The following is a 21,329-nucleotide window of genomic DNA, read 5'->3' on the forward strand; positions in this document are numbered from 1 at the left end:
CCTCTGGATCAAACCCGCAATGTTCAAATATTTCTCTCGCAGCCTTTCCTTTCTCTCTTTCAGAAATAAAAATACGCTTAAATTCATCTGTATAAGTGATTCCTTTTGTACCAACTGCTTTAACATATTTATTAGTTGATAACTGCTTGGTCTCTTTCTCTGTGAAAATCTTTTTACTCATTATTTTCCCGTCTCCATGTTATCTCTAGTTGTGTTTCTTAATTATACAAAAAAGTACCCTATTGGTAGACTTTTTTTGGTGTCTACTTAATAGGGTACATTGTAAAGCGCTTCTGGGCTTTTTCATGATGTACAGATAGTTCGCCCCCAACCACTTATTAAGGAAAAATACGCCAGCCGCATAAAGGTTGACAATGAGAACGGTCACCCACATGGAAGGAATGGTCGGCCGATATTTGCAGGCTACCACCATAAACAAACAGGCAATCACCACTCCTCCATGCGACACAAAAAACTCGATATATCGAAAATGCGGAAACGAAAACCGGCCAAGATCAGGTGTCACGATGGCTTGAATGGAACTGCCTAACCCAGCAAAATACATGAATTGAAAAAGTCTGAAGCTATTAGTCAGTAGCATCACAATGGCCAGAATGACAGCAAGATCACTAAGTTGCAGTGGCAAAGCCGTTTTAAGCGACCAAGCATTCTCATACACAAGCCATAGATGATAAAAAGCCTCAGAAGCTAATAAGAGGAATGCTAGAGAGAAACGAAAAAGCCGTTTTTTCCCCTGCTCCTGAATCTGCTTTCTAAAGACAAACAGAAAAACGCCGAGAACTAAAATGATTCCGATCGTCAATAGATGCTCCCCTGAAAAAAGGCGAAACGGATCTAATTTTGAATGAAATTGAAAAAATGTTTTCATCTTGATAACCCCATTACTTGAGTTGATTTTATGAGCGAATATTCCTAGTTTGGGGCAAATTCTGTCAGGTCTATACCGGTTTCTTTGTTAGGCAATATTTTTAACAAGTATGTTTTCAAGGTCAAATGGTTAAAGTAACAACAAAGTTCTATAATCAAGGAGGGTAATTGATGGAGAACACACATGATTTTGTGGAGAAATTGCACGAAAAACAGGAGAAAGACGAACAAAATAGAAAGCGGCAAGGTAAAGGGGATCCAGGCAAAAGGTTACCCAATAAGCGGCATTAACGACGAGCGTTAGTTGAAAGAAACCCTGTAAATTCATTAATTGCAAATTAAAAAAATAAAGCATCGGCGTGTTAAAGCCGATGCTCTTTTTATGTTTAAAAACTATGCTATTTAGATGCGTGTAACTTTTGTGAACTGATTTACACAATTTAAATAGGTTACACAAAACACCAGAGACCTTCCATGGTGTTGAAAGGTTCCTAGTGTTTTATAATCGAACAGAGCTTGATGAATCAACCTACTCCACTTTCTTCCACCGCGTGTCACCAACCAGTTAACATAATTAAATTATGAGAAACTTAATTAATGCAATCAGCTTGTCCTCGTTCTCTCAACAACTGCTTATTTCCCCTTCAGGACAGATTTTAAAGCTTTTTCAATTTCGGCATAGCCGGTGCACCGGCATATATTTGATTCCAGCCATTCTTTAATTGTTTTATCATCGGCATTGGGATGCTGCTCGATGAGCGAATGACAGTTCATGATAAAGCCAGGTGTACAATAACCGCATTGAAACGCGAAGTTTTCCACAAATGCACGTTGAATCGGGGAATCCTTCAGTCCTTCAATAGTTGTAACCCTTTTCCCAACCGCTTCAATAGCAAACATCAAACACGATTTCATCGGCCAACCATCAACATTCACCGTACATGCCCCGCAATCACCGTTTAAACAACCTGGTTTTGCACCAGTTAAACCCAGCTTATTCCTTAATGTGAACAAAAGAGTGTCTGCCGCCCTTACTGTAACAATTTGATTCTCATCATTGACGTTTAACACGATTGTTTGTGATTTCAAGTTTTCAGCTCCCCTTCATCATTCAACTTACTCATGCCTTATCCAATGACTCTAAAACATCCAACAATAAATTCCGCAGCACAAATAAGCGATAGTTTGCTGAACCCTCAACATCATCTAAAATCGGTCCTGGCAATGAAGCTAGTGCACGTTCAACTCTTTCGGCTTCCGGCATCCCTTTATTATTTAAAGCCGCTTCTACCAGCTGTGATCGAAAAGGAAAAGGACAGAGTCCGCTTAAGGCCACCCTTATCTCGTTATCGATTTTTAAGGCCGCTATCGTTATCAATGGATAGCCGGTATACCACTGCTGGCGTCTTTTGAAAGTATAGAACGGCGCATCAATAAACCGTTTTTCTGTTGCTATTTGTACAAGAAACTCACCCGGCGAAAGCTGCAGTTGTTTCCGGAATATCTCATTAATGGGAACCACTTTGACTCCTTCCGGCCCAACAGTGACTACTTGGCTGTCGGAGAGTAAAAAAGGTAAAATGGCTTCACGATAGAAAATTTGTGCACATATATTCCCGCCAAGCGTAATTTTTACTCGGGCGGTACGGTCAGCAATTTCACTTGCCGTTTTAGATAATAAGGGAAATAGATTTTCTTCACCAAGTTCAGTAAGAGTGACCGAGCTTCCTAAAACGAGGTGTTCTCCGCTAAATTGCATGACTTTGCTTTCAGCAATTTCTTTCAAATCAATGACTGCTTCTGTATAGACTAAATCAATTCTCCCAAGCGTAATTAATTCCGTTCCACCTGATATAAACATGGGATTATTGCCTTGCTGGCTTAAGTTCTGGTATAAATCAACAGCCTCCTTCAACGAAGCTGGTTTATAATAATCAAAATCAAACGGAAGCATTCTTTATTGCCTCCTTTGCTTTCCAAATCAATTCTGGAATTAAGGGCAGATTATGAAGTGAAACACCAGCGGCCACGGACAATGCATTCCCGAGGGCCCCGGGCATTCCCATTAACCCTAGTTCTCCTATGCCCCGGGCGCCATATGGTGCATCAAGCTGTGGGTTTTCAACAAAACCAACCAAGTAATTAGGATTTTCTCCATAGCGGAGCGGGCGGTACGTCCGAAGCTGCGGATTCAAAACCCTCCCAAGATTATCAAAATAAAATGTTTCTCTTCCAGCGAATGCCAACCCCATACTCATTGCACCCATAACCTGACCTAATGCCGCTTTTTCATTCATCACCCTGCCAGCATCCACCACCGTCGCAGCATTAACAAGTCGATAAGTATAATCTGTACGATCGAATTCTACCTCTACTCCATATGCCGCAACAGACCATTCCGGACCAGGCTTCCCAGCCCCAGTTTCAGGATCCAAATGCGTTAGATGACGTAATATATAATTTCCTCTGCCAATGATTTGGCCGCCAATAGCGTTACCATTTGGATAGTGATAACCGTAGCCAATATCTTTAAAATGGAGTCCTATGGATGGATCATCTTTTAAAAACACCCGACTATTCGCCACTACAAGATCTTCCTTGGGTGCTCTTAACACACATGAAGCCACTTCCTTTAATTGATTAATCACATCGTCTGCGGCATTTAAGGTAGCTCTGCCTGCCATAAATGTACCCCTGCTGGCAACGGTCTTCCAATGTTCTGGCGTTGTCTGGGTATCGACTTCCATTCGAACATGAATTTTATCGACATCCATTTTCAGTCTCTCAGCGAGAATTTGAGCAAGCACAGTCTTAGTTCCCGTTCCAATTTCGATAATGCCTGACATTAAATTAATACTTCCATCCCGATTAAATGTTAAAATAACGCCTGAGGGAGCATTGGCATCAATCGTTGACGTTTTCCAGCTGCAGCTTACGCCTTTTACTCTAACAAAACGTTCATCTATCTCTTTAATCGGCCCTTCGTCCCACTTGATTAACTCTCTTACTCTCTCAATACATGGCGGTAAGTCTCCTAAATTGCTTTTATTTAAGAGAACCCTTGTCGGTGTCGTATTTCCTGGCCTGATGGCATTTATATAACGAAGTTCAAGCGGATCCATCTGCAGTTTTTGTGACAGTAAGTCCATTGTTCTTTCAATCACAAAGGAAAGCTCGGCATGAGCAAATCCTCTATATGGGGATGCATACGAATGATTAGTATACATACAGTACGAATCACACCAGACATTCTCAACATTGTAGGGACCTGTGCAATCAACTGCCCCTGATCTCGTTACATCAATGGCTTTATCGGAATAGGCACCCCCATCCCACAAATAAAGGATTTCCATAGCTTTAATTTTCCCGTTACGGTCAGCCCCAATTTTAACTGTTGCATCCAAACCAATGTGACATGGGGATGTAATCATATCCTCTTCACGGGCATTAAAAACCTTTACGGGGCGGCCGCCAACAGCCTTCGATGCTAAGTAGGCAAGTACTTCTAGCTGAACGGGTGCCTTTCCACCGTAGGCTCCTCCAACAAGAGGCGTGTGAACAACAATTTTCCCTATATCCTCACCAAAATAATCAGCTATGAGGCTTTTGACCATAAAAGGAGCCTGAGACGAGGTCGTTATATTGATTGTTCCATCTGGTAAAATCTCGCAAATCGAACATCTTGTTTCCATTGCAGCATGGTCCGAAGGGGCAAAGGAATAACTTGCTTCTACCGTTACCTCACTATCAGCCCATCCTTTATCCATGTTGCCCTTGCGAATTTTAATATGAGTTGCAATGTTTGTTCCCGGAACCGGGTGTGAATCTTCCTCCTTTTTATATTCGCCTAACTGTTCATGGACGAGGGGAGCATTCTTTTGGAACGCCTGTGTGGGTGAATTTACTACTGGCAGTAATTCATAGTGGACCTTAACCCGGCTGGCTGCTTTCTTAGCCTGATCTGGAGTTTCGGCGACAACTAGTGCAACTGGTTCCCCGTGATAACGGACCTTATCAACAGCAATCGGCGGGCGGTCGCGAATCGCCTCACCTACGAGCGGAAAATGTTCTCCTGCGACAATCGCCTTAACTCCTGGTATTTTTAGCGCTTCTGTCGTGTCAATCGCAGTGATCCTAGCGTGCCCATATGGACTGATGACCATTTTACAAGAAAGCATCCCGACCGATTGGTAATCATCCGTGTATTTCGCTCGGCCTGTCACTTTATCCCATGCCTCTTTACGAATGACACTCTTCCCAATTACCTCCAATTTGTTCCCTCCTAACCCTCGTTATTCATGAAAGCTTTCGATTAATCACTCCTAAACCTATCCACATCATAAAAATGGAGTAATCCTCTCTTTCATCTATTCCCAGTGCATCAATATTTAAGAAGCCTGTATATATCCCATCTTCAAAAAAAAAGCATAGATGATCCTTCTCTTTTATAGGCAGATCCTATAACTCGAATGATGGTTGCTGCTACTTTTTTCCCCGGACGTTTAATGGTGTCAAGTATCCCGGAAAGGTCCTCTATTCCACTCCCCCATCTCTCAAACACCGTTTTAGTAAGAGCGCTATAACGCAAAGGTTTCTACACTATTTATATTAATGGGAAAACCATTCTTAGAATCTTTAATTTTTTTCATGGAAAATTCATATTCATTTAAAAAGAAAAAACGTCGATGAGACATATGTAAAAGTCAAAGGGAAATGGATCTACCTGTATCGTGCCGTGGATTCTGAAGGAAATACCATTGATTTTTATCTGAGCAAGGTAACAGCTTCTATAAAACAAGACAAAAAGGCTCCTCTTCTTCCTGAAGCCTTTTTGTTATGCTTAGTCTGGAAAGGTAGACTTTTTGAACAGACGAACTTCTGATAATCAGTATTATGTAACCTGCGTTTCTAGCGTAGGCCTTTTTTACATAAGAACCCTGTTAGTTATTGTTGTCCTGTTCTTAATTCTTGAATTAGTTTGAGTGTGTCATTGTACAAACTTAATTGATATCTATAGGGTTCTAATTCTGGCGGAATATTGACTTGTACAGAAATCGAAGATAGGTCCAGCAAGTCTAGGGTAAATCTGAAGATCTTAGGACTTTGATAGTTCTCTAGACTCTCGTTGAGTTGTTTTTCTATGTATCTCCCCAGCATTTGTAATTGAACAGTCCATTGTTGTTGATCAGCTGTTGGTATAAAATCTGTTTTGGACCAATCACTGAATGTATTTAGTATCCCGGAAATATAGGTATATCCTGTCTTTAGTTGCGAAAGGAATTGCTCGTTTTGTTTTAATATTTGCTTTTTATTCTTAACGAATGGATTTAATTTCAAACTTTTTTCTGCCATCTTAAAGTCTTTTTGTACCTGATGCAACTCTTGGAGTAGATTTGTTATATCCTTCCTTAAATGTTGTCCTTCAACAGAGTCACAGTTATTATTTATCCAATGAGCTGTCCTTTCAAACCACTGTACAAGATGGAATCCAAATTGACTTAACATCCGATGAGCCTCTTTCACATAATTGGGCGGAAAAATCATCATATGAATGATAACAGCGATAAGTGCTCCTATGATAGTATCTCTGATTCGGTCCAAGGGATAATAACTTGTTTTATGCATAAAGACAAAAACTAGTAAAATGGTCAAAGCTATTTGATGAATGATGGTTTTATGTACCCTTAGTATAATCGGGAGCAACATTCCTCCTAATAATAATAATCCTATCGTCCATCCGTTCACTTCTAAGTGGCTGACAATAAGGACGGTAAAAACGACGCCAAAAATGGTACCGATGATTCTATAAAAAGCGTACAGGGCAGAATGCTGAATAGTTTCTTGCATAGAAAGAATCACAGTCAATGGTGCCAAATAAGGGTGTTTGGATCCTAGCATTTTTGCCAACTCCCATGATACACCAGAAGCTAAAGCTATTTTTGTTATCAGCATTAATCCTTTTAGTAATCCTGTTTTTTGTTTACCCGTGTTTTTTTTCATAAAAGCTCCCTTGTTTAAAAGTGTCTCTGCATATCTATTTTTGATATGATCCATTTCTTGTATGTCCATACTTACTATGAGCTAGAGAGATCCAATTTATTACAAATGAAATTACCTAATCGATATGAAAAAATTGATATCCTATATTTCGAAATAATTCCATTTATTCAGAGCTGCCTGCGAAAAGGGAACCTTTTTTATATTTATAGTAAGTTAGGTAGAGATTGATTTTACAAAGGAATTCAAACAAGTCGGTCGATATTTTAGAAAGCAAGTATATCGATATGATAATTGCAATCATGCTTGCACCCTCTGATAGAAGGAACAGACAAAATAATGCCTGTTCCTTCATAATCTTGCGTTATTCACTTGTCTTAGAAGGGATCAGCACGGATCCCTCCATGAGTCTTCGAGCACTACGGCTCATGACCACTTTTTTAACGATCCATTCTGTTTCCTCTTGTGCGGCTTCAGCACCTACCGTTAAGGTACCGGAGGGGTGACCAAAACGAAGCGCAGACTTGGTGTCACTCAAAATCTTACTGACAATGGTTCCCGGTATCGCGGCAGCAGCGGCGATCGCTACAGCACCCGTACCGGTCATGGCGTGATGCAGTTTTCCCATGGAAAGAATGCGTGCTAAAACATCAATGTCCTCCGCTCGTACTTCTTTTCCGTCGGACGCCGTGTAGCTCGCTGGTTCCCCAAAAAATGCGATTTTCGGCGTGTGCTGACGCTTTGTCATGACATATTCGACGTTATCAGCTAGACCCATGGCCACAGCTCCATGAGCGCGAATCGCTTCAAAGCGGGCAAGAAGTTCCACATCACCGTTTATATCCCGCTGCAGCTCCGTTCCTGTTAATCCCAAGGATGATGCCGAAACAAAAATAGCAGGGTTTCCGGCATTTATTAAGGTGACCTCCACCTCTCCCACACCTGGTACGGGAAGTACATCTATAGGATTTCCTGTAGGAAACATGGCTCCTCCACCATCCCCATCGCCCGCACCTGGATCAAGGAATTCCAGCTTAATTTCCGCTGCAGGGAAAGTAACTCCGTCCAACTCGAAGTCACCCAGCTCTTGCACCTCTCCATCCTTCATCGGGACATGAGCGATGATCTTCTTGCCTATATTCGCTTGCCAGATATTCACGGGAGCTACTCCATCCCGCGGAGCGTCTACTAGGCCTCGAAGTATGGCAAATGGCCCTACAGCCGAGGTTAGATTCCCACAGTTCCCACTCCAGTCCACCAACGGTTGTCCGATGGCAATCTGTCCGAATAAATAATCTACATCACACCCCGGGCGATTACTTTTGCTGACAATGACTACCTTGCTCGTACTCGATGTGGCACCACCCATACCATCAATCTGCTGACCATACGGATCTGGACTGCCTATAACACGTAGTAATACTCTATCCCGCTCAGTTGGATCAGCCGGTAAATCGTCCGGTACGAAAAAGACCCCCTTGCTTGTTCCGCCTCGCATATATACTGCCGGGATTTTGATTTGTTTTCCCCATTTACTCATGACTCTGGTTACCTCCCATTTTCTTTAACCATGCATCTTCGCTTTACTCTTTTCCAGCTTATTTCGAAGCACCATCTGTAACACTCCACCGTGGCGATAGTAATCAATCTCCACTTCACTATCGAATCTCACCACCGCTTCAAACTCTTTTTTCGTTCCATCCTCATCCGTTGCCGTTACTTTAACAAGCTGCCGCGGCTTGATGTCTTCGGAAATGAGGATTTCATATTCTTCTTTACCGGATAATCCAAGCGTTTCGGCATTTTCTCCTTCTTTAAACTGAAGGGGAAGTACGCCCATTAGAGCGAGATTGCTGCGATGGATGCGTTCAAAGCTTTGCGTGAGGACGGCTTTTACTCCAAGCAGCTGAGTTGCTTTCGCTGCCCAGTCACGGGAGCTCCCCATACCATAGTCGACTCCGGCAATAATCAACAAACCTGTTTTGTCTTGTTGATACTTCATTGCTGCATCATAGATGGACATCACTTCACCAGTTGGGAAATAGGTAGTTACACCACCTTCAGTTCCTGGTGCTACCTGATTGCGGAGACGAATATTGGAGAAGCCTCCACGAATCATGACATGGTGATTGCCGCGTCTCGCTCCATAAGAACTTAAATCTTCGGTTTGAACCTCTTTATCCAGCAAGTATTTACCTGCCACACTCTTGGCCGGGATGGTACCGCCTGCAGGAGATATGTGGTCTGTTGTGATGGAATCTCCCAATTTGGCAAGCACACGAAGTCCTTGAAGCGGCTGAATGTCTCCGGCCTCGCTGGACATGTTCTCAAAGAACGGCGGATTCTGTAAATAAGTTGACTCCTCTTCCCACTCATAAAGTAAACCGGCACTTGTTTCCAATCGGTTCCAAGCTTCATTTCCTGTAAAGATCTTTCCGTTTTGGTATTGGTAAAGATCCGGTGTTACGTTCTCGGCAATAATTTTCTGAATTTCGGAATCTGCCGGCCATAAGTCTGTAAGGTAGACATCATTTCCGTCTGCATCTTTGCCAAGTGGTTCTTCTCGCAAATTAATATCCACGGTACCGGCAATCGCATAGGCCACAACAAGCGGTGGAGACGCCAGGAAGTTGGACTTGATGAGCGGATGGATCCGTCCTTCAAAATTTCGATTTCCGGATAAGACTCCAGAAACGATCAAATCATTTTCAACAATGGTCTTGGCGATCTCTTCAGGCAGTGGACCTGAGTTTCCGACACAAGTGGTGCATCCATAACCTACCAAGTAGAATCCTAGTTTTTCTAGGTATGGCAGTAAGTTCGCTTTTCTTAGGTAATCCGTCACGACCTTTGATCCTGGTGAGAGACTGGTTTTTACGTAAGGAGGAACGGTTAATCCCTTTTCCATCGCTTTTTTGGCAAGAAGACCGGCACCAATCATCACATTCGGGTTGGATGTATTGGTACAGCTCGTAATGGCCGCCAAAACGGTTGAACCGGTTTTTAACGTTGAGGTTTTACCGTTCTCATGCTGAACGCTAGCCTCTTTGTTGATTTCCCCCGCATCAAGACCATAACCATGATTCCCAAGCTCATGGGTGAGTGCCTTTTGGAATGTATCCTTCACCTTTGAAAGCGGAATTAAATCTTGAGGTCGCTTCGGCCCTGCCACACTCGTCTCGATGGTGGAAAGATCGATTTCCATGACTTCCGTAAAAATTGGTTCCGGAGATAGCGGATTAAAGAACAGGCCGTTTGCTTTACAGTAAGCCTCCACTAATTGGACCTGTTTTTCCGATCTTCCGGAAAGACGCAAGTAATTCAATGTCTCCTCATCAATCGGGAAAATCGTAATAGTGGCTCCATTTTCCGGAGACATATTCGAAACGGTCGCTCGGTCTGCAAGAGACAACGTCGAAACTCCTTCACCAAAAAACTCAACAAATTTGCCTACGACTTTCTTTTTGCGAAGCAAATGAGTGACATAGAGTGCTAAATCTGTTCCTGTTGTCCCTGCAGGCAGCTTTCCTTTTAGTCGGATCCCAATGACTTCGGGAGCGGGAAAGCAAGAGGGTTGACCAAGCATGCCGGCTTCTGCTTCAATTCCGCCCACTCCCCAACCTACCACACCAACCCCATTGATCATCGGAGTATGGGAATCTGTACCGAAGCAGGTGTCAGGAAAAGCTAAAACTTCGCCGGTTTCTTCTTCCACCCCATGTACAACGGAAGCAAGGTACTCTAGGTTGGCTTGATGAATGATCGCCGTGGAAGGAGGCACCGCCCGAAACTTATCAATTGAGTTGGTAGCCCATTTAAAGAATTTATAACGCTCTAAGTTTAATTCAAAACCACGATCGACATTGTACCTTAATGCATCAGGCGTCCCGAACTTATCTACCTGTTCGGCATGGTCAATGACCAAATCGACTGCAATTTCTGGATTAATCTGTTCCGGATCTCCGCCCATATTCGCTATGGCGGTTCTTAAGGAAGCCAAGTCAACGACAACAGGAACTCCGGTAAAATCCTGAAGGACAATACGAGCCGGTTTAAAAGGAACGTCTACATTTTCTTTCGCATCCTTTGTGCCCCATTTCGTCAAATTCTCAATGTGCTTCTGCTTGATCGCTTTTCCGTCATACTGACGCAATACAGCCTCCAATAAAATTTTAATAGAGTAAGGCAGTCTGGATACTTGACCTATTCTAGCTTCCTCCAAAGTTTGAAGTCGGTAATAATGAACTTGTTTTCCGTTAAGCACAAAAGATGAACGAGCGTTGAAGATATCTTTATGTGTTCCCATGGTCTTCCCCTCTCCTATCCTGTTGTATTGAACTTGAGGTTATTATAGGGTAGATCCAGACCTAAAAGAAAATATCAATTCCTTATGACTAGCGATACCTATTTGGAATATCTAAAAATAAAAAAAGAGCCAAACAAGACAGACTGCAATTGTCTCATTTGACTTCTTTACCCTTGCAAATCGATTTCTTTAACAAAATGAACAAACGCTTCGACGGTATTCATTTCCAGCGTTTCATTATAGTAATACATCCAGGTTTGTCTTATGATGCGGTTTCCCTCTTTATCTGTGATGTCTACTTTATTTACCTCTTCATCCTTAGCTACAATGAGTCTCGGTACGATGGCGTATCCTAACCCGTTGATAATCATTTCCCTGCACGTGTCGACTTTATCCACCTTTATTCCGATAAGGGGCGGCTCAGAATAGTTCTCCATCCACCAATTATCCAGCAGTGCTTTAAAGATGTGTTCCGTTTGATAGTCTATTCGCGGCAGCTTCGGAAGATTTACTAGATTAATCTCATCAACAGAGGCAATACAAAGAGGTTCTTCAAATAATAAATGACTTTGATCAGGCCAATTGTAGTCTCCGCGAACAAAACCCACATGAACATCCCGATTATACACGGCATTGTAAATGTCCCGTGACCATCCAGTGGTCACTTGAAACTCTACCATTGCATATTTCAATTTAAACTGTTTCAAGATGCCCGGAAGCTTATATTTGGAAAAGTAATTGGAGACGCCGATCCTTAAGGTTCCGGCCACTTGGCTATCCATGCTTTTTACTTTCTCCCTAATCCGGCGAAAATTAAAGAGAATATCCTCAGCCGACTTAGCCAAAAACTCACCTTGAGGGGTAAAATGAACTCCCCTTCTTCCCCTCTGCACAATGGTGACACCGAATTCCTTTTCGATTTGACGCAACCGTTTCGTAATGGAAGGTTGAGAAATGAATAATTCCTGAGCGGTTCTTGTTATGTTTTTATGCTTGTAAAGCACCTGCAATATGAGCCAATCTTGCTCATCCAATGTCTTGACCCCCCTCATCCAATCTATAAATAATATACTATAGCTAACCGAATCAGATATGCAAGTTGGTTATGCCTAACCATACAAAATTAGTATTTTATTTAATAATACTGCTATGATTAGATGTTAATAGGTAACTCATGCTAAGAACGGAGGAACGTAAATGAAGGATATTGTGAGCTTGTTTCAAGAAATTCCGACTCCCTGTATATCCGATGCTTTGCAAGGAATGAATAACCTGGATCCCAGCATTAAACCTTTAAAGGAACAATATAGAGTTGCGGGTAGGGCTTTTACAGTTAAAATGCCTGTCGGAGACAACCACGCGGTACTTCGAGCGATACAAGAAGCTAAACCGGATGATATTCTAATCATCGATGCTAAAGGAGATATGTACCATGCAGTGGCCGGCGACTTTGTCGTGGGCATTGCACAAACCTTGGGAATAAAAGGTATCATTGTTGACGGAGTCATCCGTGATATTCATGAGATAAGAGAGCTAAATTATCCGGTCTTTTGCAAAGGGATCACGGTCGCTGCAAGCGGCAAAGCCGGAGGAGGGGAAATTGGCGTCCCCATTTCTTGTGGAGGGGTTTCGATCCAACCCGGTGATATGATTGTCGGGGATGTCAATGGGGTTGTCGTTGTCCCTCGGGGCATGGAAACAACTATTCTCCATAAAGCTATGGAGAAGTTGAAAAAGGATCAAGAGCGAGCAGAGCTTGTTTCCAGGGATCAGGAAGCAGTAAGAAAGTATCTTGATTCTGTACTATCCAAGTAAGCTAAAAGATTTACCGAACCTAGGAGATAAAAGCTGATCTTCCTATGTGGAAATCAGCTTTTATATTTTGTCACCTATCAGTTCCCAGCCTATAATGAGGTTAGCCAATTCTTTTACTTAGACTTGAAAGAAGTATGATTTATTCAACTATCCTGCTCCTTTAGTTGAACAAGTAAATTAACGATATTCTTTAACGGAATTAAAAAACCTTAATGCTAATATGGCAGGTGGTAAAACCCTTCCCAAATAAGTAATGCTTTTAGGAAGCTCTTTGTTTTCGGGAAATAGGACAAATGGTAGAAACCGAGTGAGTCCAGCACCAAGGGCAACCGCCAAAACCATGATAAAGGTTTGTAAAGGTGTCAGGATCATAACTTTTTCCTCTATATACAAAAAGAGCCAAGTTTTAAATATGGCTCTTTTTATATTTGGGGCCTTGTCCCATCGACATCTATCTAACAGAACAGACTACTCCAAAAACGATAGAATATGCTTCTTTGTTACAAAATAACCTAAAATTTCGTTCTGGGGGTATTTCTAAATTTTAGCTTGATGGGCATGCGTCAGGACCCCTAGTATAACGAATAATCAATAGAATTATTTTGAGGAAGGATCGACTTTTCCTCGTATGAGTCCATCTTCAAAAGTTCCGACTATAAATACCCTGGGAATCAACTCAAATAATCGGGTTAAAAACTTTTCTTCCGAAAGTCTTGGGATTTCTGCGGGAATTTGATCTAAAGTACTGACAACATAGTGATTATCACCTTTTTTTAAAGCGACATACGGTTCTTCTTTTGTATATAAACACACAACTTCTCCTTTTTCAACCGCATCGAGAACTCGCAGAATCTTTTTATAATGAAGCTCAGCCACTTCTTTCATCGTTAACTTTTTGACAGTTCTATCACTCACGTTGAAAAAATCTAACATCATTTCTCTCCCCTCTCTGTCAGGCTGCTATATGTATAGTCTGTGTTCTTGACTTAACGTCTGTGTTTAAATTTTAACTGATGGAACAGCGGCGTACAACACGTATGCCATCATTGGATTATAGCGTATAAATGAATTGTTTTTTCATAACTACATCTCTCCCTTTAATTGGTTTATTTTATTTTCAGCTAAACGTTTACTACTTGAGTAGTATCCTAAATTCAACTCATGTCCTCTAAGTTCTTGCAAAAGTTCTACTGAAACCGCTAATTCAAGCCGTTCTTTGAGTTCATTGATGCGAACCAAAGTTTCGTGTATTCGTTCAGTGTATAGTGTAAGGTCATGTTCAGCTAACATTAGTTGTTCTTCTTTATTTAATTTAGATGCCATTAGTGTGCTCCTCCTAGTTTAAGTCGATTTCTGATTTCATTTGCCCATTGACTTATCTCGTTAACGGTAATTTGTATCTCATCTGCAACATACATCTTCCGCTTATTGACTCGGTGTGATTTAGGTGGCTGTGTAGGTATCTCAGGTTTCAGGAACAAATACTTGGTGTTAACACAGTACCATCCATCAATCAGTACCATGTGCTTATCGAATGTTTCAAAGTCCATCCATGAACCCCCATGTTTCCAACGGTGATTATCCATCTTGTACACCTTTGCATAGAATTCGTTTCCTACCATATAACCGTTTCTACGGACACCATTAGGTAGCTGTTGCTTTGTTGGTCGAAGAAAAGTTATTATTGAATATCTCCCTTCAGTTTGGATTTTATTTCAAGGATAGCTTTTTCATGTCCTGCGATAGCTTTAAAGATAGCTGTTTCTTCATCTGATAAAGTGTGTTTCCATGCTGTACCGTTTACGATGCTATTACTAACACCACGTTCCACTTCAAATATATCTGCAAGTTATACCTAATTGTACTTACCGTTCTAGTAATGTTTACGGATAAGAACAGCATTTCTGTCAGTCAGTTTACTGTTATGGCTATTTTCACCTTGTGTACCTTTATTAATCCGCTTAGTCATGTTGCATTCTCCTCTATTTTTGCGTCTCTTATAGTTGCCTAGCATTTGTATCTATCTGCACAAAAAAAGCAGCACCCTGCCAATAAAAAAGAGTAGTCTCATGAGACTACTCTTTCCTCGAAAGGTGATCTGCCGCTGATAAACTTAAAGAATCATTTAGTTTTGAATTCGTTTAATATGTATTGTTCGGCGCTTGTTACTTCCTTAGTAGCCATTGTTTCTACCTCTTATTCTTTTACAAGAAAACTTTCATTTGAAATTTTTTATATAAGTCTTCTCGTAATTTTTTATAGTATGTTTCACTCACAAGGTTTTTTGCTCCTCGCAGTATTTCTCTTGCATAATGTTCCGGCGGTGCCGTCTCGCGTTCTTTATGAACGACTACAAACGTTAAGACATCTTTTAGCGTATGACCATTTATTTGTACATCAACAAACGTAGGACGATAGGATTTGACTGACACCCCTTCGCGCTTAAAGAGGTAATCAAGCGCTTGTTGCGGAGTTTCGTAGATAACACCCTCAACCCATTCATTCGAGCATTCTACAATATCCGCTCGGCCACCATCCTGTGATTTTTTCGTATATTGAAGGACGTAGCTGTTAAGCACACCTGCTCCCTTCACGTCTTGAAAATAGTGCTCAACGCCATGTTTTTTGAAACGTTCATGATCCATACAGGAACCATAAGCAAAGTATAAAAATGAACTGGGTTTTTGTTGTAAAAATTTATATAATTTCCAATCACCATGTTCAATGGGCTTATGGAGCAGCTTTTTATCTTGAGATACATAGACATAAGAAGGAACTTCTCCTTTATCCGTATAGATGATTTTTGTAATTCTGGTATATAAGCTGTTTTCCTCTAAATCTGTGTATCCTTCTAGTACATCTAAACTCCGAAGCTGCTCATCATTAACGGCATACATTTCACCGTATGTTTTATCAGTTTGTGAGAGGGTCATAGCTGGATAACCGAAACCGGAATCAAATAGTTGCCCATAGGTCCACGCTTGTTGTGAGATACAAGTAGCGCCGTGTAATATGTGATGATACTTTTCATGTTTTCTTAACGTTCCATAAACAAATACATATTGCATTTTTTCCCCCTCTGATTTACGTTTAGCTGTCTCGGAGGTTATATATTGAGCATTTGCGAAATCTCGATCATTTCTATTATGAGCTGATCCTTCTGCATTCAGTTCTTCACCATAGATGGACACAGTCTGCCTGCTTGGTGCAAGTTTCACTCCGTTCCAATGAAGAACTGTGTCAACAAAACCAAATTTATCAGCATGAGATTGACCGATTATACTCTGACTTACATATAATTCATAGGTGCCATCCCTTTCAAAATCAATCGGATATAAACCGCTCAAATCAGCGACGTCTCCTTTTATAAGCCCCTTCAGCTTATGGTCTTTATCATATATTGTTGATAAATATTCCGATCCTTTATCCGCAATATCAAGTGTATACTTTTTATTTAACTGACTACTAATTACATCTAATTTGTAATCATCTTTAAATACAACATCGTACCTATAGTTCCTATTGAATAACTCAAAATCAAAAATTTGTTGAAAATCTCCATTCAAAAATGAATAGAGATAACCATATACACTCCCGCCGCTCCCTCCCGAATTGATAATGATTAAAATATCATTCACTTTATCTCCGGTAAAATCTCCCAAGAAGATCGTTGGATTAAATCCGGCAGCTTCTTTAAGTGGTATTCTTTTGTACTCCTTTGTTTTTCCATTCAGAACGACAAGTACAACCTTGTCCGCAAAGGAACTTGCTGTTCCGAAAGCTCTGTCTCCTACTAAAAAGACTTGATCGATAATTCCATCACCGTTTACATCTCCTTGTTGAAAATCTACTATATAACCACTAAAACCGTTATAATACATCATTTGTCTTACATAACCAGTCTGCAATGTCCCTTTAAATTCCAGCAACGCTTCCTTAGAGGGGTACGGATAAGGAAAGTACAATGCCTTATCAACAGATTGTAACGCTTTATCAGGCAGCCCTGCTTTAGACTGAGCATCTGCCAGATAGTACCAATAAGTAGATGAATCAGGGGTTTCTTGAATTAATGTCTCATAGTATGTAATCACTTTTTTAAAATAGTAGGGGTACACATCTTTTGCAGGAACGAGTTCGTTATGATTCCATCTATATACTTCAACTTTATGTGCTTTCGCTGTCTCATGTTTCCATAGGGCTATCTCGTATCTTCCGTCCCTCCCTTGTTCCCCTGGCATATCTTCCACTTCGATTTTGCTAAAGTTCATCTCCTTAGGCAGTAAATGTTGAAATCCATTGGGAATCCATTGCAAAAGATCTAACTCTGACCAAATTGTGGCAATCTGCCAACCGATAATCAAGTTATTTATTTTGTTGCTCGTAATAGGGGCTGCCATTATATCAGTAATGTTATATCCCTTCCCTTTCATATTGGCAATTTGATACCAAGTGTTATAATGCCTTTTTAAAACCATGACGTAATTTTTACCTTGATATCTATATACAACCGTTAATTCCTTATCCTTATCCCCATCTAGATCTGCCAATAGTACTGCAGGAGGTTTATTTGGTTTTGTCAGTTGCATAAGCTCTGCCCTAGGGGGGAAAAAACGCTTTATAACATTAAGAACATACACATCGTTCTGCCTCATAAAACCCCTCTTTCATGTGTCCTTTCAACACATTATATGTAGACATTTGTTGTGCACATTCCATACCAGAAAGTTTTCTTTATCAAACCCCATAACCACTTCATTTTTAACGGTTTGGACCGGAAAAGGGTTTGGCCGCTTCTATGCTCCGCCGGATGCTCCTTCCTCACTACAAAAAGACGGTTTTTTATTCAGTTGTATATAAGAAGAAAGGAAATTACTCTATTTACATTTTTGCACCAGAATCCTTTCCATTTCGGACAATTTCAATAATCATTTGATTATAAATGCGCATATTTTTCGCTTGTTAAATTATTTATTTCACTGTATTTTTAACTGAGATAGAATAAGTTTTTTTTATCAACAAAGATTGATAGATTTAAAAAATATTGCTCTAACAACAGAAACAATATTTAAACAAAGGGAGTTATGATCAATGAAGATATATATTATAAGAACTGTGAAGGTATTTGCATGGTTCTTCTTAGGGTCTATCATAATAGCTATTTCGATTCTGTTTGGCACCCAGTTTGGGCATAATTTACGCATAATTGCTGCAGAAAGCTTTCTTACTTCGCAGCACCCGCAATTTGCGAAGTTCGCCTTTTTATCTCAAACAGAGTTGACTAATTTAACGAATTCCGTTAAAAATCCGAAGTGGCAAAACAGTAAAATTACAAATAATATAAATTTCTCAAACAAAGAATTGGAAAAGAAAAAGTACGATCCCCTTATCATTACGATAGAAACGATCAACCAAAAGTATCAAGATCATTATTTTGAGGGGAAACTTATGACCGTAAGCAATCCTCTTAATGTAAAGCTCGTAACACAGCAAGGCACGCAAGGGAAAGATGTTGGCGAAAAAATTTATGTGATGGCCAAACGAAATCATGCCCTAGCTGCCGTTAATGCGAGCGGCTTTGCAGATGCAACGGGCCATGGCGGCGGTAAAATAGGCTTGGGCACTGTTATAGCAAATGGACATATTGTAAATACACCTGGAAACAGTAATACTCCAACCATTATCACCGGGTTAACAAAATACGGTCAAATGGTTACAGGAGATTATTCAGCAAACCAACTGCTGCACATGAACGTTATTTCCGCCGCAGGTTTCATGCCGCAACTTATTGTGAATGGAGAAAAGATGATCACACATGGAAACGGCGGCTGGGGATACGGACCTAGAACTATTATGGCGCAAAAGAAAGACGGGACTATTATGTTTTTGGTTGTCGACGGAAGACAACCTCACAGTATCGGTGCCTCATTAAAGGATTGTCAAGATCTTTTATATAAATACGGTGCTTACAATGCAATGGCTATGGACGGAGGTTCATCTGCTACGTTATTTGCATTAGGCAATGTATTGAATATTCCATCTACGTTATCGCATAATTCTCGTTACTTGCCGAACAGTTGGGTCGTTACCGCAAATCAGAATCAAAAAGTGGAAGTTACCGTAGATGGTCAGCCGGCAACGCAAGAAAAAATCACAGCAATTACCGGATTATCAACACTGGTTACTAAAAAGTGAAAAAATACTTTCCTGCAAGAGGCTTCTCATATCCACCGAGCCCAAATTTCGCTGTACCTCCAAACGAAATTTGGGCTTTCTTAGTAAATAAGAAGCTCATTTTATCGTTTTGGAGGTAATCTGTTTTCTTAGCTTGACAGACATGGGGGTTCCCCGCATACCCATCAAGTTAAAGACCTACAATACCCCAGAACGAAAAGATTAGAAACATGTGTAAAGAGAAATAGGCTCCTGTACAGGAGCCTATTTTTTATATAAAGGTTAATGAACCTTATACTGCTTTATCCTTTTCTGTGCGGTTCTATCTTTTAAAAGATCTCCCCTTTAAATATATAACAAACATTAATAACGAACATCCAATTAGAACTGTCAGCCCCATGAAAATATTGCGATACATGGCTTCAGGTAAGAGATTTTTCTGCAATGCAAGTAATAAGCCTGACAGGGTAACACCGAATGCACCACCAAAAAACTGAATTAACTGCGCCATCCCCATTCCTGTGCCGATCTTATCATCTGGTAAAAGTCTGGATGTTTCATTTGCGATACTTGATGTTAGCGAAGAAAACCCTGTACTCATAAACATATACGTAATTAAAATCGCATATGGCGAGACGTTTGAAAAGAATGAAAACGCTACTGTGGAAATTATGAGAAACAGATGCCCGAACAAAATTAATGGTATGTTTCCTACACGGTCAATTAAGCGGCCGATATACTGGGCAGCCACAGCTGATAGTATGGCTCCGGGGAAAATAATCATCCCGATCGCAGCCGGTGCTATTTGGAACACGGCTGAAAGAATAATAGGCATTAAAAAGAGTGTTGAAAAATGTATGATAAACGCAGAAAATCCTATAAACAATACTTTAAGATACTGTCCATTTTTTAAAAGGTCTGGCTGAATAAACGGAATTTCGACGCGGTGAATATGTCTCCATAAGATCGCAATTACCACAATACTTCCTAAAAGAATAGTGTATGAGAATGTCGATAAAAACAAAAGAAGTCCCGTTACGCTAGCTCCTGTTAGCACACCGCCTACAGTATCAAACTTGATTGCTTGCACGTCTTCTTTTGGAAGAAATTTGATGAATGCTGGTAATACAACAAATACCAAAGCAGTAACTGCAAACAAATAGTGCCATCCTAATGTCTGTATAATGGTCCCGCCGATCACTGGACCTAATCCGAATCCTAATGATGCTGCAGATGAAATAAGCGACATTGCTTTTCCCCGTCTTGATTCGGGAATATATTTGCCTGCCAAGACCATTGCAAGGCCTGGAACTGCACCAGCACCTGCTGCTTGCAGAAGTCTAGATGCTAATAATAGATCAAATTGCGTAGCAAACAGTCCGATAATTGAGGCAACGCCTAAAATGGTTATTCCGATTGTTAATAGTCTTCTGATTGGAATAAAGTCGGATAATCGACTGTATGTGAGTGTGGCAATAGCAAACACAATGGAGTAACCTGATACAATCCAAGAAGCTGTGGATGAAGATAATTGAAAATCATCTAATATACTTGGCAAAGCAACATTAAACATCGTGGTATTCATGACAACAAGCCACACGGTGACACTCCAAAGAAGTACAATTTTATTTTCTTGAAGCAGCCCGTTTTTTTTATCGGCTGTTACAGGTAAAGATAAACTGGTCATGTTATTCCTCCGTTTCTGTTTATTTTATAAAGTATGGCATAGCGGTTTCTTTAATCAAAAAATTTCAATCTATACAAATCGTTTATATATAAATGATTTATAATTTCGACATATGAACTGCTGCTATACAGAACCAAAGCCTGCACTCGCTTCCTCTCTCTCATCCTTATATGGAACAGGAAAAGGGTTTGACCGCTTCTATGCTCTGCCGGATGCTCTTTCCTCACTATAAAAGCTGGTTTTTTTATTCACTTATATATAGTTTAACCCTCATATTTTTCTAGAGACTTAGAAAATATACAGGAGTGCCTTGCTGTTCGTCAATAAATTAGTTCTAAATTGACTTTTTTATTCACTGCCGCACTCGACTAAGCTATATTCATGGAAAGAATCATTCAATAGGAGATGGAAAGTATTCTAAAAAATGGGCAATATAGAAGATGGATTCAGAGATAATGGTTATTA

At 40.5% G+C, this 21,329-nt stretch carries 18 protein-coding genes and 1 pseudogene; 4 read left to right on the top strand and 15 right to left on the bottom strand.

What is annotated here, in order from left to right:
* Both H540_RS0104365 and H540_RS28980 read right to left on the bottom strand, forming a co-directional pair.
* On the bottom strand, positions 1-181 hold a 181-nt coding region (locus H540_RS0104365; RefSeq protein WP_028399586.1), incomplete at its 3' end, for an HTH domain-containing protein.
* A 24-nt stretch (positions 182-205) separates the two neighbouring features.
* On the bottom strand, positions 206-889 hold the full coding sequence (locus H540_RS28980) for a YwaF family protein (RefSeq protein ID WP_051316991.1): 684 nt from the start codon (positions 887-889) through the stop codon (positions 206-208).
* 170 nt (positions 890-1,059) lie between these two features.
* Here H540_RS28980 and H540_RS31305 point away from each other — a divergent pair, with 170 nt between their 5' ends.
* Positions 1,060-1,179: a DUF4023 domain-containing protein gene (locus H540_RS31305; RefSeq protein ID WP_028399587.1), complete on the top strand. Its 120-nt coding sequence runs from the start codon at positions 1,060-1,062 to the stop codon at positions 1,177-1,179.
* A 342-nt stretch (positions 1,180-1,521) separates the two neighbouring features.
* Here the strand turns inward: H540_RS31305 and H540_RS0104380 are convergent, their stop codons facing one another.
* Genes H540_RS0104380 through H540_RS0104390 form a run of 3 tightly spaced genes read right to left on the bottom strand, consistent with a single transcriptional unit; the run spans position 1,522 to position 5,159 of the window.
* Positions 1,522-1,977 (bottom strand): (2Fe-2S)-binding protein, encoded by a 456-nt coding sequence (locus tag H540_RS0104380; RefSeq protein WP_028399588.1) that lies wholly within the window; start codon positions 1,975-1,977, stop codon positions 1,522-1,524.
* A gap of 31 nt (positions 1,978-2,008) precedes the next feature.
* The gene (locus H540_RS0104385) at positions 2,009-2,842 is read right to left on the bottom strand and encodes an FAD binding domain-containing protein (protein WP_028399589.1); all 834 of its coding nucleotides are present in this window, start codon (positions 2,840-2,842) and stop codon (positions 2,009-2,011) included.
* The gene (locus H540_RS0104390; RefSeq protein ID WP_028399590.1) at positions 2,829-5,159 is read right to left on the bottom strand and encodes a xanthine dehydrogenase family protein molybdopterin-binding subunit; all 2,331 of its coding nucleotides are present in this window, start codon (positions 5,157-5,159) and stop codon (positions 2,829-2,831) included. Before H540_RS0104390 ends, H540_RS0104385 begins: the two co-directional genes overlap by 14 nt.
* Positions 5,160-5,539: 380 nt before the next feature.
* On the opposite strand from H540_RS0104390, the pseudogene H540_RS35460 reads away from it, so the two are divergent.
* Positions 5,540-5,698 (top strand): annotated as a pseudogene (locus H540_RS35460) (DDE-type integrase/transposase/recombinase); the annotation flags it as partial.
* 134 nt (positions 5,699-5,832) lie between these two features.
* On the opposite strand, the gene H540_RS0104395 reads toward H540_RS35460, so the two are convergent.
* The 4 genes from H540_RS0104395 to H540_RS0104410 all read right to left on the bottom strand — a co-directional run bounded on the left by H540_RS0104395 (position 5,833) and on the right by H540_RS0104410 (position 12,225).
* Positions 5,833-6,942 (bottom strand): FUSC family protein, encoded by a 1,110-nt coding sequence (locus H540_RS0104395; protein WP_245592167.1) that lies wholly within the window; start codon positions 6,940-6,942, stop codon positions 5,833-5,835.
* Between the two features lie 307 nt (positions 6,943-7,249).
* Positions 7,250-8,425, bottom strand: a complete 1,176-nt coding sequence (gene prpF, locus H540_RS0104400; RefSeq protein WP_028399592.1) for a 2-methylaconitate cis-trans isomerase PrpF — start codon at positions 8,423-8,425, stop codon at positions 7,250-7,252.
* Between the two features lie 24 nt (positions 8,426-8,449).
* On the bottom strand, positions 8,450-11,191 hold the full coding sequence (acnA, locus tag H540_RS0104405; RefSeq protein WP_028399593.1) for an aconitate hydratase AcnA: 2,742 nt from the start codon (positions 11,189-11,191) through the stop codon (positions 8,450-8,452).
* A gap of 167 nt (positions 11,192-11,358) precedes the next feature.
* Positions 11,359-12,225: a LysR family transcriptional regulator gene (locus H540_RS0104410; RefSeq protein WP_028399594.1), complete on the bottom strand. Its 867-nt coding sequence runs from the start codon at positions 12,223-12,225 to the stop codon at positions 11,359-11,361.
* 163 nt (positions 12,226-12,388) lie between these two features.
* On the opposite strand from H540_RS0104410, the gene H540_RS0104415 reads away from it, so the two are divergent.
* Positions 12,389-13,006 (top strand): RraA family protein, encoded by a 618-nt coding sequence (locus H540_RS0104415; RefSeq protein WP_028399595.1) that lies wholly within the window; start codon positions 12,389-12,391, stop codon positions 13,004-13,006.
* Positions 13,007-13,183: 177 nt separating this feature from the next.
* On the opposite strand, the gene H540_RS28985 is transcribed toward H540_RS0104415, so the two are convergent.
* The 5 genes from H540_RS28985 to H540_RS34390 form a co-directional block, all read right to left on the bottom strand.
* Positions 13,184-13,378, bottom strand: a complete 195-nt coding sequence (locus H540_RS28985; RefSeq protein WP_051316992.1) for an AzlD domain-containing protein — start codon at positions 13,376-13,378, stop codon at positions 13,184-13,186.
* Between the two features lie 225 nt (positions 13,379-13,603).
* Positions 13,604-13,942, bottom strand: a complete 339-nt coding sequence (locus tag H540_RS0104425; protein WP_155890941.1) for a hypothetical protein — start codon at positions 13,940-13,942, stop codon at positions 13,604-13,606.
* A 147-nt stretch (positions 13,943-14,089) separates the two neighbouring features.
* Complete coding sequence (locus H540_RS0104430; RefSeq protein WP_028399597.1) at positions 14,090-14,329, bottom strand: hypothetical protein; 240 nt, start codon at positions 14,327-14,329, stop codon at positions 14,090-14,092.
* 358 nt (positions 14,330-14,687) lie between these two features.
* Positions 14,688-14,837, bottom strand: a complete 150-nt coding sequence (locus H540_RS32955; RefSeq protein WP_155890942.1) for a hypothetical protein — start codon at positions 14,835-14,837, stop codon at positions 14,688-14,690.
* Positions 14,838-15,210: 373 nt separating this feature from the next.
* A complete protein-coding gene (locus tag H540_RS34390; protein ID WP_245592168.1) occupies positions 15,211-17,658 on the bottom strand; it encodes a gamma-glutamylcyclotransferase in 2,448 nt (815 codons plus the stop codon).
* Positions 17,659-18,094: 436 nt separating this feature from the next.
* Between H540_RS34390 and H540_RS0104460 the strand changes: the two genes are divergently transcribed.
* Positions 18,095-19,198 carry a phosphodiester glycosidase family protein gene (locus H540_RS0104460; protein ID WP_028399599.1) on the top strand — a complete coding sequence of 368 codons (1,104 nt, stop codon included), beginning with the start codon at positions 18,095-18,097 and terminating at the stop codon, positions 19,196-19,198.
* A 301-nt stretch (positions 19,199-19,499) separates the two neighbouring features.
* Here H540_RS0104460 and H540_RS0104465 read toward each other — a convergent pair whose 3' ends face one another.
* The gene (locus tag H540_RS0104465; protein WP_028399600.1) at positions 19,500-20,864 is read right to left on the bottom strand and encodes an MFS transporter; all 1,365 of its coding nucleotides are present in this window, start codon (positions 20,862-20,864) and stop codon (positions 19,500-19,502) included.
* Positions 20,865-21,329: the final 465 nt, after the last annotated feature.

Origin of the sequence: Ectobacillus panaciterrae DSM 19096, from assembly GCF_000430785.1 — a bacterium.
Lineage (GTDB): Bacteria > Bacillota > Bacilli > Bacillales > Bacillaceae_G > Ectobacillus > Ectobacillus panaciterrae.

Coding starts and splice junctions, on each gene's coding strand:
- H540_RS28980 (WP_051316991.1), bottom strand. CDS start 889: ATGAAAACATTTTTTCAATTTCATTCAAAATTAGATCCGTTTCGCCTT.
- H540_RS31305 (WP_028399587.1), top strand. CDS start 1,060: ATGGAGAACACACATGATTTTGTGGAGAAATTGCACGAAAAACAGGAG.
- H540_RS0104385 (WP_028399589.1), bottom strand. CDS start 2,842: ATGCTTCCGTTTGATTTTGATTATTATAAACCAGCTTCGTTGAAGGAG.
- H540_RS0104395 (WP_245592167.1), bottom strand. CDS start 6,942: ATGGATCATATCAAAAATAGATATGCAGAGACACTTTTAAACAAGGGA.
- prpF (WP_028399592.1), bottom strand. CDS start 8,425: ATGAGTAAATGGGGAAAACAAATCAAAATCCCGGCAGTATATATGCGA.
- acnA (WP_028399593.1), bottom strand. CDS start 11,191: ATGGGAACACATAAAGATATCTTCAACGCTCGTTCATCTTTTGTGCTT.
- H540_RS0104415 (WP_028399595.1), top strand. CDS start 12,389: ATGAAGGATATTGTGAGCTTGTTTCAAGAAATTCCGACTCCCTGTATA.
- H540_RS28985 (WP_051316992.1), bottom strand. CDS start 13,378: ATGATCCTGACACCTTTACAAACCTTTATCATGGTTTTGGCGGTTGCC.
- H540_RS0104425 (WP_155890941.1), bottom strand. CDS start 13,942: ATGATGTTAGATTTTTTCAACGTGAGTGATAGAACTGTCAAAAAGTTA.
- H540_RS0104430 (WP_028399597.1), bottom strand. CDS start 14,329: ATGGCATCTAAATTAAATAAAGAAGAACAACTAATGTTAGCTGAACAT.
- H540_RS34390 (WP_245592168.1), bottom strand. CDS start 17,658: ATGAGGCAGAACGATGTGTATGTTCTTAATGTTATAAAGCGTTTTTTC.
- H540_RS0104460 (WP_028399599.1), top strand. CDS start 18,095: ATGAAGATATATATTATAAGAACTGTGAAGGTATTTGCATGGTTCTTC.
- H540_RS0104465 (WP_028399600.1), bottom strand. CDS start 20,864: ATGACCAGTTTATCTTTACCTGTAACAGCCGATAAAAAAAACGGGCTG.